Annotated in this window: 7 protein-coding genes; all 7 read right to left on the bottom strand. The window is 60.5% G+C overall.

The features are described from left to right. Window positions 1-5 precede the first annotated feature (5 nt). A complete protein-coding gene (locus tag AC07YV_RS12340) occupies window positions 6-962 on the bottom strand; it encodes a WD40/YVTN/BNR-like repeat-containing protein (protein WP_102699715.1) in 957 nt (318 codons plus the stop codon). 68 nt (window positions 963-1,030) lie between these two features. Then, window positions 1,031-2,389 carry a DUF1329 domain-containing protein gene (locus AC07YV_RS12335; protein ID WP_102674736.1) on the bottom strand — a complete coding sequence of 453 codons (1,359 nt, stop codon included), beginning with the start codon at window positions 2,387-2,389 and terminating at the stop codon, window positions 1,031-1,033. A 13-nt stretch (window positions 2,390-2,402) separates the two neighbouring features. Further along, window positions 2,403-4,217, bottom strand: coding sequence for a DUF1302 domain-containing protein (locus AC07YV_RS12330; protein WP_494990299.1), 1,815 nt, complete (start codon window positions 4,215-4,217; stop codon window positions 2,403-2,405). Window positions 4,218-4,655: 438 nt separating this feature from the next. Then, window positions 4,656-6,215: an acyl-CoA synthetase gene (locus AC07YV_RS12325; RefSeq protein ID WP_102699717.1), complete on the bottom strand. Its 1,560-nt coding sequence runs from the start codon at window positions 6,213-6,215 to the stop codon at window positions 4,656-4,658. Window positions 6,216-6,483: 268 nt separating this feature from the next. After that, on the bottom strand, window positions 6,484-9,204 hold the full coding sequence (locus AC07YV_RS12320) for a LuxR C-terminal-related transcriptional regulator (RefSeq protein WP_102699718.1): 2,721 nt from the start codon (window positions 9,202-9,204) through the stop codon (window positions 6,484-6,486). 29 nt (window positions 9,205-9,233) lie between these two features. Continuing rightward, the gene (gene phaZ, locus AC07YV_RS12315; RefSeq protein WP_102699719.1) at window positions 9,234-10,070 is read right to left on the bottom strand and encodes a poly(3-hydroxyalkanoate) depolymerase; all 837 of its coding nucleotides are present in this window, start codon (window positions 10,068-10,070) and stop codon (window positions 9,234-9,236) included. Window positions 10,071-10,157: 87 nt separating this feature from the next. Continuing rightward, window positions 10,158-11,834, bottom strand: a complete 1,677-nt coding sequence (gene phaC, locus AC07YV_RS12310; protein WP_102699720.1) for a class II poly(R)-hydroxyalkanoic acid synthase — start codon at window positions 11,832-11,834, stop codon at window positions 10,158-10,160. Window positions 11,835-11,839: the final 5 nt, after the last annotated feature.

Genomic DNA, 11,839 nt, shown 5'->3' with positions numbered 1-11,839 from the left:
AAACCTCAATTGGCTGTCGCTTGCGTCAAGCTCAGAGACTGAACACCGGCATCGCCCACGGCCAGGGCACCGCCGGTCACCGCAACGATCTGCGAGAGCCCGCCACGAGCGGCGTGACTCAGCTCAAAGCTTTTGCCATCGTCGTTACTCAGTGCCAGCAGTCCGGCATTGCCGACCAGGGCGATACGCCCGTCAGGCAAAACCTGCCCCCCTTGCAGTGCAACCTTGGCGTCCAGGGGAATCAGCTGCCAGGTATCTCCCCGGTCGTTTGAGCGATACAGATTGCCGCGCATGCCGAAAGCCAACAGCGCACCACTTGGCGTCTGCAGTCCGCCAAAAAAAGAACCCTCGTAAGGGGATTGCAACGCTTCCCAGTTCAGCCCCAGGTCACGCGAGCGCAGCAAGGTGCCGGATTCGCCGAAAAGGAACAGGTCACCACCGACCTTCAGCACTTTGGCAATGTGCCGATCGAAGTCCTCCCCCATCACCGTTTTTTTGCTCCAGCTCAAGCCAGCGTCGACGGATTCCAGATAGTGACCGAATGCGCCATAGGCGACGAAATGCTGGCCGCCCAGGTAGGTGACACCGAGCAGCGAATCATGACCGATACCCTCCACCCCTACGGCTGTCCATTGCTGACCGCCATCGGTGGTGCGCAACAGGGTCGCGCCATGTCCAACGGCGATGCCCAGTCGGTCGTTGGCGAAAGCAAGCCCGGTCAGCGTTCGATCGGCTGGCGTATGAATGCCCTGCCAATGTTGCCCATCATCCGCGGAACGAAGGATCCAGCCGCGCTCGCCGGCACTGAACAGTTGACTGCCCACGCGCTGGATATCGAGCAGGATGATTCGCTGTGAATTGATCCCGGTCTGGATCGAGCCAGGCGTCTCGGCATGTACAGCAGATGCCGCGATGAGTGCCGCCCACAACACCCTGTGAACGGACTTGCCCAAAATAGCCATTGGCCGCTCCTCTCTTGTATTTGTAATCGACGACCCGCAATCGGGTCGCCTTGAGACTGCCTGAGGGCTTAGTGACCAGCGCGACGCAGGGCATCGGGCTGGAAGTCGGCCTGACGCCCCTTGACGCCGAACTTCCAGGGTTGCTTGACCTCATTGTCCAGGCCCGAGACCATGTAGTTGCCGTTGCTCAGGTCATGGAAGATGTTGGCGCGGTACCACGGCACACCGACGTCATAGAACTGGATCGTCGGGTGCACGCCAATGCGCCATAGCTGGCCGCGAGTGTCGTAGGCGTCTTCGAGCAACACGGTCCAGCTGTCCTCGTCGAGATACATCACGCGCTTGCCGTAGATATGCTTCTGCCCGGCCTTGAGCGTGCCCTCGACGACCCAGGTACGGTGGAGTTCGTAGCGCATCAGGTCGGCATTGACGGTGCCTTTTTGCAGGATGTTTTCGTATTTCAGCGACTTATCGGACAACTTGTAGTCGTTGTACGGAACATAGATTTCCTGCTTGCCGACCAGTTTCCAGTCATAGCGGTCGGGCGCGCCGTTATAGCCGTCGTACTGGTCGGTCACCCGCATGCTCTCGGTGCCATCGCTGACGTTGTCATACGCCAGATCCGGCGCGCGGCGCACACGACGTGCACCGGCGTTGTAGATCCAGGCCGAGCGCGCTTCCTTGACCTGGTCCACCGGTTCACGCACCAGGTAGACCGTGCCCTGCAACGTGGCCGGTTCGAGGAAGTAGCCCAGGAAGGAAAACAGGTGGTTGTCCATACTGCGATCCATGTTCTGGTCGAACACGCGGTTCTCGCGGAAACCAACCTTGTAGAACTCGCCGCTGCTACGTACCGGGAACCAGTGATAGGTCCGCTCGAAGCCACCGCCCAAGTAGCGAACCAAGTGGTTCCAGATTGCTTCCTGACCGTTCTTCGGGATCGGGAACGGTATGTTCGAGCCATTGAGGTTGCTCAAACCGAAACCCTGCAACTCGACCTGAGTGGACTGAGTCTTGGCTTTGGCGGTGACTTCAGCCGGCAGTGCGGCGGTGCGCCGGGTCTGGTAGATCGGCATCTTGAAGTTGTCATACTTCTTCAACAAAGCCAGGGTGCCGGGCGACAGCTTGTCTTTGTATTGATCGGCGTTGGCCGCGGTGATCACCATCTGCGGCTTGTCTTGCGGGAACGGATCAACGTAGCCCTTCTCCGGACTCCAGCCTGCCGGAGGAGCCGTCAGGCCGCCCTGCCAGGCTGGAATGCTGCCATCGGCATTGCCGGCCTTCTCGGCGCCAACCGGAGTAAGGTCGTTACCCAGGCGCGCCGCCTCTGCGTCGGTCAATTTGGCGAAAGCGTCGTTCCCGCCAAGCAACAGTGCGATGGCAATAGCCAGGGCACGCGGGGTGTGGCAAGTCTTTATTGTTTTCATGCCTTGTTCCTCATCAGAACTTGTAGCTGTAATTCATCGAGTAGTAGTCCCGGTCACGCAACGGGTCGTACTTGGCGTCGTTGTTGTACGTCACATAGTTGAACTCCAGGCTGTGGGCCTTCAGGTAGTCGAAACGAACGCCGGCACCGACGGTAAACCGGCCTTCGTTGAACTGGCCGTCCATCGAAACCCCTTCCACGTCCTGCCCCAGGAACAAACTCGGGTAAGTGCTGACGCCTACGCCCAACAGGTCCGGGTACTCCAGTTGCCCTCGCAATCTGTAGCCCCAGGCGAAGTCGGTGATGTAACCGTCGTTCTTGCAGCCGTCGGGTTGCGGGTTGGTCGCAGTGCCGCAGAGGTTCCCGCCATAGCTGGGCGCCGAACCCGGGCCAAAGATGAAACCGCGACCGTAACGAATGTCGCTGTCACCCTGAGGGATGTCGTTCCACTGGAAGGCCACTTCACCGGCCACCTGCAGGCTCGATGCGCCCAGAACGTTGGGGAACAGGTTGATGCCGTTGATCTGCAGCTGGGTTTTATCGAAGCGGTCATACCCGGTGATATAGGCGTTCGGGCCAGCGGCTCGCGCGCCCGCGCCTTGCGGTCCCACCCCTTGGGCAGCGGCGGCAAGCAGGTCGTTGCCGTTACGTTGTACCGGCGTGTTTGGCGAGTAGCTCAGTTCCGCACCGACCGACCAACTGGCCAGCGTAGTAGCGGCGCTCAGGCCATACAGGTGGATGTCTTCGGGATACTCCCAGAAGGCAGTCGTCGAGGTCGCACCGAACGGCAGGTTTTCATGGACCTGCACCGGGTTGAGGAAGGGTGCTCGCGCCCCGGCGGGAATTCGGCCCCAATCGCCGCTTTGGGCGGAAATGATTGGCGTACGCGAGTGGATGGTCATGGCGTAGGCACCGAGCTCGGTGTCTATCGATTCGACCAGATAGTGCAGCGCCACACCCCATTGCCCCGAATCCCGGGCTTCATCGCCAGTGCTCAGGGGGACGTTCATGCCATTGCGAAAGCCGACCGGGTTGCTGACGTTAGGCAGCGACGTGGCCATGGTGCAACCACCCGGATGAGTCGAAATGATGGTTTCGGTGGTCGACCAGTAGTTGCCACAGCCCTCAACGGCAGTAGGCTCCCACTTGAACTGGTAGAACGCTTCCAGCGACAGCCCGTCACTCAAGCCGAAGCTGCTGGAAATCATCCACACCGGCAACAACGCTTCCTTGACCTCGGTGCCCGGACGGCGCAGTGAAGGAACGTCGATCGGGTTGATCTGGTTGAGCCCCTGAACAAAGATGCTCTCGCCCCAGTTCAGCACCTGGCGACCCAGGCGCACCTGCAGCGGGTGATCGTCCAGGTGGTAGGTGTCGTAGACGTAGGCGTCGAGCAGGTAAACGCCTTTGTTCCTTTGCAGGTCGTCAAAGCCGTTATCGGACAATGGCTTTTTCTGGTAACCATTGGCCTGGTTGCCGAAATGCACGTCTTCGTCTTCCAGCGCCTGGTCGTACCAGCCCTTCACGCGCAGCATGCCGCCCATGTCGCCGTTGTGCAGGTTCAGTTCGGTGAGGAACTTGCCGATGGTAGAAAACCGGTCGCCGCGATCGTAGTTGAGGTTGCCGCCATCGGTATTGGAACCGCCCAGGCCGTCGGTCTTGCCGATCACCTGTCCGTCGAGTCGACTGTACAACTCGTTATCGCGCCCTTCGGCGCGCCAGCTGCTACCAACGGAAAGTGTGGTGTCGAGGCTCCCCGACCAACCGCTCTCGGTATCAAAATTGAATGCGTGGGCATTGCCGGCGCCCACCCCGAGAATTCCAAGCACGACTGCCTGACCAAGCTGATGCCGGACAAAGCCTGTTTGTGGCGAACTTATTCTTATCATTGTTCACATTCCTAAATAATCCCGACGCTACGGTTCAACCCACCACTCTTTGGCTCCTGGATTCCCTGTGAAAAAACCTCCCTCCCCAACCACCCGGCCGCCAGAGACTGGCCGGACAAGTAAACATTGACTGCACAGCGCTTAACCCTCCCGAGATGGGAGGGGGTTGGGAGGGAGGCAGGAAAGGGGTCACACAGCACTGGTGAATGGGAAATGCAGGCGCACGCCGCTGCCGGCTGTTGCGCACAACAGCCGGGGCGAATCAAGCAGGAAGGGAGAAACAGCGGGGTCGCAAAGCCCGTCCACAAGAGTTCATCGATGACTTGGCAGTGGCCGGCTCAAGTCATCGATGGTCGGTTCCGCCCGGAGATGGATCACTCAACCAACACGCCGTGAACTGCCCTGCCAGAAGGGTTCACGCAGTTCGCTCTTGAGCACCTTGCCAGCGCCCGAGAGCGGTAACGCAGCACGGAACTCCACGCTTTTCGGCGACTTGTAGCCGGCGATCTGACGCTTGCAATGGGCAATCAATTCTTCGCCATTCGGTTCGGCGCCAGGCTTGAGTACCACCACGGCATGCACCGCCTCGCCCCATTGCTCGCTAGGGATCCCGATCACCGCGCACATGGCGATATCCGGGTGGCTGCACAAGGCATTCTCGACCTCCGCCGAGAACACGTTTTCGCCACCGGTGACGATCATGTCCTTGAGGCGGTCGACAATGAAGATGTAGCCATTTTCGTCCATCCTGGCCCCGTCCCCCGTACGCAACCAGCCATCACCCGGCAGAGCCGCCAGGGTTTGCTCGGGTTTGTTCAGGTACCCGCTCATTGCATTCGGGCCCCGAACGACGATTTCACCGATGCAGCCACGAGGCACCTCACGGCCATCGTCGTCGACGATCTTGACTTCCACCGCCCGGGTGGCACGACCACAGGAGCGCAGCATGCCGGCAGCGGCGGCCGCCGCGGTGTGCTGAGCCGGGCCGAGCAGCGAAACAATGGGCGCCATCTCCGTCTGGCCATAAGCCTGGAACAGCTGCAGTTGCGGCAGCATGGCCTGCAGGCTCCACAGCGTCTGCTCCTGAATGGGCGAAGCGCCGTACACCAGGTGCTGCAACGAGGACAGGTCGTAATTGTCCACCTCGGGATGATTGATCAACAACTGAATCATGGTCGGCACCAGCATGGCCACCTGAATGCCGTGACGCTGAATCGCCGCCATCGCTTCGGCCGGCTGGAACGCCGGCAGTATGACGTGAGTCGCGCCTTCGAGCACACCGACATAACCGGTGGACATGTCCGCAAGATGGAACATCGGTGCTGCGCGCAGCATGACCGAATCAGGCGGTACCAGGCCCTCGACATCCAGCGCAATCTGGCTGCTCCAGAAGGCCGTATGACTGATCATCACGCCCTTGGGGAAACCCGTGGTGCCGCCGGTATAGAACACACCAAGGAGTGAATCGCCGCCACGGCGGGCATCCTCCATGGGCGAGGCCCGGGCAATCAGCGTTTCGTAATCCAGCATCCCATCCGGCGTGGTGCCGTCACCGACGTAGATGACATGACGCAACGAAGGAACCTGCCTGGATAAGCGCAGACCGATGTCCTTGAAGGTCTCGTCAACCAACAGTACCGAGGTTTGCGAATCGGTCAGCGCATAAGCGTTCTCCTCCGCACTCCAGCGCGTGTTGCAAAGATTGAGAACGGCATCGGCCCAGGGTACGGCGAAGCAATATTCGAGGTAACGATCAGAGTTCAAACCCAGCATGGCGACGCAATCGCCGCTCTGTACGCCAAGCTCACGCAACGCCCCGGCCAGTCTCGCAACACGCTCGACAAACTGGCGCAGAGTACGACTGCGATCGCCGTAGATCGTCATTAATCGCTCGGGCGCGCACTGTAGATTACGGTGCAAGGGCTGAGTGAAGTACATGGTCTCTCCTGAAGTTGCAGCTATTGTTATTGTCCGTGCCTTGACGGCAGGAGACGGCAATGCCGGGCGCTCACCGCTTGGGGGCAGGAGCATTGCAGGTCTGGAGCCATCAGCGCTCACATGAACCCTGCATGCACGGTTTCACCACCGTTACCCGGCACCCTACCCCAAGGTGAAAACTGGCAACCCTCCCATCTAGGGAGGGGTGGTGGCGCGGTTCAACGGTTCAATACCTGGACTTTTGCGAGGATGCCAAGACTATGCTGCGCTAGTTGAGCAACCCGACTTGCCGCGCCTTGCTCACTGCATCCTCGCGAGAAAAGGCACCCAACTTGCCGAAGATATTCTTCAGGTGCCACTTGATGGTTCCAGGCGAAAGATCGAGGGCCTTGGCGATGCTCTTGGTTGACAGCCCACGGGCCAGATGTTCGACCACTTCAAGCTCACGGGGCGAGAGGATATCGCTGCCAGGCGCAGGCGCCCGACCACCCTCACCTGTCCCGCTCGAGAGGCTCTGCGAATCGGCGCCGTGCATCAGACAGTGTTGAATGTAGTCACGCTCCAACGCTGTCAGCGCATCGACACTAAGCGATTGCAGCAGGCGCAGCCCCGCCGCTCCTTCATCAAGAAACACCCGGAACATCCCGTATTCGCAGGCATTGCGCAGTGCCGTGGACATCTGGCGCTGGGCCTCTTGTGGTTCATGGAGCGCTGTCCTGGCAATGGCGACACGGATTCGCAGCACGGTGGCTGGTTGTAACTGCCCCCACTCCTGACAGACCAGTGCCCAGCTTTCTCCTACTTCGACCGCGCAGCGATAGTCGCCTTCGGCCAGGGCCAAGGCCGTGTGTGCCATTGCACAGGCCAGGGGGATCTCCGCCCAGGCACAACCGCGCTTGCCCTGATAAGGCATGGCCAGCGCGCGCAATCTGCGAAACGCCTCGCGCGCGCGGGCCAGATCGTGCTGATGGCAGGCGATACGTATCTGCTCGGCAAAACGCCACGCCTGCAGGCGATCAAGGCCAATGTTTTCGGCGATCTCGCCCAATCGATCGAGGGTGGCGTGGGCCGCCTCCAGCCTGCCCGCAGCACACTGCAAATGCGCCTGGGCAAGGTAGGTATACAAAATGCAGTCAGAGGTCCCCAGGACCTCAGCGACCCCGAAACAGCCTTCAACGTAATCCCCTGCGGCTTCCAGACTGTTCAAGTGATAGCAGGTCAAGGCCAGGGTAGACTTGATGAAGATGGCGACATCCTGCGCCAGTGACTCGTTGCGCGTCACTTGCACCAGGACACCTTCGAGATCGCGCCGGGCCTGGTTCATATCGCCCTGGACAAAAAAACTGAGGCCACACAGCGCATCGAAAAACGGCCGGGCCCGAGGGCCTTGCGCGCGCCGGAGCAGACCCCGCGTGCTGTAGACCAGATCCCGTACAAACACTGTTCGACCCGCCTTGAGCAATGCCACGCCGCCAAGGGTATAGAGCATCAGCAGGTGAAAGTGGCGCTGGCTGGGCGGCTGCGCCATCAAGGGTTCGAGCAGCGCCAGTACAGCTGTCGTATCGTCCCTCCTGAGCAGGTACATGGCCCTCAGCAATTGCAATTCAGTGTCTATTTCCGGCTGGCTGACTTCCGGGTGAGCTTCGATCGAGGCGAGTGTGAGCTCGAATCTCTCCATGCGATTGCAGGTGAGTTCTGCCCAGGCAACCGCCAGGAGCAGGTCAATCTGCTTGGACCAGGCCTCACGCGGCAACTCGTCGGCCAACTGCAGCAGTTGTGCAAAATGCGCGTCACCGATCAGCGACCTCGCCGCCCGTGCCAGCAACTGCACGCTGCCCTCAAGGTCCTGGGCTGCCTGAGCATGACGAATCGCCTCGACGTACAAACCGTGGTCAGCAAACCATTGGCTGGCGGCATGATTGACCCGAATCACCTCCACAACCGGCAGCTCATTGCGGCGCCGTTGCAGATACCCGGAAAACATCTGGTGGAAACGGAACCACTGCAGGCGACCCTCGAGGTCGATCGGCAACAGGAACAGGTTCTGCTCGAGCAATATGTCAAGCACCGCTGCGTTCTCCGGGCTGCCCGTCAATGCGACGCACAGCTCGCGATTGAATCGTCGACAGGTCGAAACCTGGACCATGGCAGCGATTTGCCCGGCAGAAAGCACACGACTGATGCAGTCATCCAGGTAGGCATCGAGACCTGATTCATCGATCGCCATGACCATGCCGCCACAGGCTCGCAGGCTCTGTTCAAAATTACCGCTGTGGCGAAGTGACAGGACACCGATCTGCAGGCCCGCGGCCCAACCGTCCGTCAGCTCATACAGACGTTGTTGCTGCTCGCCGGACAGCTTTTCAAGACCATTGAGCTCAAGCAGACTGAACTGCTCCTCGGCCGTCAGGCGCAAGTCGGCAAAATCAATCTGGGTCAACTGCCCCTTGATGCCGATCGCCAACAGATTGAGCGCCGGACGCTGGCGTGTGGTGATCACCAGATGGAAATTGTCCGGTGCCAGATCGATCAGGCGCTGGATCATCGCCAATGCCGGCTGCGCAGAGAGGAAATGCAGGTCTTCGAGGAAGAGATAAATCGATCGAGGATGCTCGTAGAGCGCGTTGACCAGCAGCGACAGCAACACCTCCAGCGAACGCTGGTCAGTACGCTCGCTCAGGCCAATGATGTCGTCGCCGACAGCCAGGCCCGCGGCCCCCAGGCTGGCGACCAGATACGCCGCCCAGAGCGTCTCGTCGTCGGCACCCAGGTTGAACCAGGCGACGTCCAGCCCCGCACCGATCAAGCGCTGGCGCCATTGCGCCGCCAGCGTGCTCTTGCCACTGCCCGCAGGTCCCAGGATCAAGGTCAACTTGCGCTCGCGCCCTGCCTCGATCAGTTCCAGCAGACGCTCGCGCGGCAGCGACCGGGGATCGATTCGGGGCGGCGACCATTTGGTGCGGATGAGTATCGTGTTGGAGGATTTCATAAGGCTAGCGAACCAATGAACTGCTCATGTCACGCTTGATGAATTCTAGCGCGCTGCCGTTCCTGCGCGAGGAAGGACGAGATGATCGGTGCAACGGTTTGCGCCCGGGCCACCAGGAACAGATGGCCATCGCCGATCACATGCAACTGCGAATTGGGAATGCGCCTGGCCAGCAGGCGCATGTTGGGCAGCGGAATGATCGGGTCGTCATCGCCGGCCAGAATCAGGGTCGGCTGATGGATCCGATGCAGCCAGTGGATGCTGGTCCAGCCCAGGCCTGCCAGCAGTTGCAGGTAGTAACCGCGCCTGCCGCCGGAGCGCACCTTGCTGGCGAACGCTTGTGCCAGTGCCGGGTCATGGCGAAAAGCGCCGCCATAGATGTCCGGCGCGATCCGCGCGCCGTAGGACGGCTGGATGTAACGGCGCGGAGTGGCCATCCTCCAGAGCACTTTGGGTTTGGCCGGCAGCATGGCCATGCCCGCACACGTGGCGGCCAGGATCAGTTTCTTGCAACGCTGCGGAAAATCGTGGGCGAACTGTTGTGCCAGCGCTCCCCCCCAGGACACGCCGATCACGTTGACCTGGCCAACGTCCAGATAGTCGAGCATGCGCGAAACCCGTTTCGCCAGGTCAGAAAACCGGTAAGGCAAGCTCGGCAGGGAGGAGCCGCCGACACCGGGCACGTCGAAGGCGATCACTTCCATGTCCGGATCAAGCGCCCGGACGAATGGAAACAAAAGCTCCAGGTTGGCGCCAATGCCATTGAAGACTAGCAACGGCGGCAGATCGGCCTTGCCTGGACGAATGGCAACACGCAGATGCCCACCCTCCAGTTCGATGGTGCGATAGACAAAGGGCTGTGACATGTTACGGAGGTTCCTTCTGCGGCGCCGGGCCAAGGGATCTGGAGCGTGGACAGGACGGGACGCGAGCGCCCGTCCGGCTACAGCGAGTCAGCGCACGTGCACGTAGGTGCCAGGAGCCGCTTCAGCCGCGACGTAAGCCTTGTTGCCCAGCTTGACGGGGGCCTTCCTGCTCTGACCGGAGCGTGCTTGCAACCAGGCCAGCCAGTGAGTCCACCAGGAGCCGGTCTCTTTACTGGAACCTTCCAGCCAATCCTGGGCATCAACCGGCAGGCTGCTGCCGGTCATGAAGCGGGCCTTGGGGTTACCCGGCGGGTTGAGGATGCTCTGGATATGCCCGCTGTTGGACACCACGAACTCACCCTTCCCGCCGAACAGGTGCATCGAGCGGTAGCAGGCATCCCATGGGGTGATGTGGTCGGTCAGGCCTGCCATGCAATAGAAATCGCTGGTGACCTGCTTGAGATCTATTGGAGTGCCGCAGACCTCCAGGGCGCCGGCACGGGCCAACGGGTTGGTCTGGTACATCTCGATGAATTCGCCGTGCAGCGCGGCCGGCAGGTTGGTGGTGTCGTTGTTCCAGTAGAGGACATCGAATGCAGGCGGCTCGTTACCGAGCAGGTAGTTGTTGATCCAGTAGCTCCAGATCAGGTCGTTGGGGCGCATCCAGGCGAAGACTTTTGCCAGCTCACGACCTTCCAGCACACCCGCTTGATAGGAACGGCGCTTGGCCGCCTCCAGGGTTTTTTCATCAGCGAACAGCGAGACCTGGGTGTCGGGGCGAATATCGAGCATGCTGACCACCAGGGTGAAGGCATTCACCTTGCTCTCGCCCAGTGCCGCGTAGTGGCCCAAAAGCGATGACATGGTACTGCCTCCGGAGCACGCTCCAAAGGTGTTCAGATCAGTGCTGCCGGTAATCGCCAGCACTGCGTCGACCGCCTCTTTCAGGGCTTCGACATAGGTGGACAAGCCCCACTCGCGCTGCGCCTTGCCCGGATTGCGCCAGCTGACGGCAAAGGTCTGGATGCCACTGTCGAGGAGGAAACGAATCAGGCTCTTCTCCGGCGCCAAATCAAACAGATAGAACTTGTTGATCTGGGGCGGCACCACCAGCAACGGGCGTTCCAGCACCTGCTCGCTTCGAGGTTTGTACTGAATCAGCTCCAGCACCTCGTTTCGAAACACCACCGCGCCAGGCGTCGTGCCCAGATTGCCGCCCACCTCGAAAGCCGTCTTGTCCACCTGGCTGGGCATGCCACCGTTTTCAATCAGATCGCGGGTCAAGTGCGCGAATCCATCCAGAATGCTCTTGCCACCGGTTTCGAAGAAACGCTTGAGGGCCGCAGGATTGGCCAGGGTGTTGGTCGGCGCCATCGCCTCGGCCAGCAGGTTGATGACGAACTGGCAACGGCTGGCATCCTGATCGCTGAGGTTGCTGCTACTGATCCAGTCGTTCATTTCCCGGCACCAGGCCAGGTAGGCCCGCATATAGCGACGATACAGCGGGTTGCCCTGCCAGGCTGGCTCATCGAAACGCTTGTCCCCCGCCGCCGGCTTGAGATCCGAACGGTCGAGCAGGATGTTTTTCAGTTCCATGCCGAACGCCGCCATGTGCCGGGCGCTGTGCACGGGTTGCTTCAACACTTGTTGCAGGACCATGCGAGCGCTGCTGAGTATGTCGCGCCCGCGAGGGCCGAACGCTGGATTCAGGCTAAGCGTGTGCTTGGCGGCTTGCAGGGAGAGCTCTTTATCATTTTTATCCATTGTGA

The organism is Pseudomonas sp. GW456-E7 (genome assembly GCF_059424105.1).
Note: the sequence above shows the minus strand (reverse complement) of the source record. Positions and strands in the feature narration are given on the sequence as shown.

Coding starts and splice junctions, on each gene's coding strand:
- AC07YV_RS12340 (WP_102699715.1), bottom strand. CDS start 962: ATGGCTATTTTGGGCAAGTCCGTTCACAGGGTGTTGTGGGCGGCACTC.
- AC07YV_RS12335 (WP_102674736.1), bottom strand. CDS start 2,389: ATGAAAACAATAAAGACTTGCCACACCCCGCGTGCCCTGGCTATTGCC.
- AC07YV_RS12325 (WP_102699717.1), bottom strand. CDS start 6,215: ATGTACTTCACTCAGCCCTTGCACCGTAATCTACAGTGCGCGCCCGAG.
- AC07YV_RS12320 (WP_102699718.1), bottom strand. CDS start 9,204: ATGAAATCCTCCAACACGATACTCATCCGCACCAAATGGTCGCCGCCC.
- phaZ (WP_102699719.1), bottom strand. CDS start 10,070: ATGTCACAGCCCTTTGTCTATCGCACCATCGAACTGGAGGGTGGGCAT.
- phaC (WP_102699720.1), bottom strand. CDS start 11,834: ATGGATAAAAATGATAAAGAGCTCTCCCTGCAAGCCGCCAAGCACACG.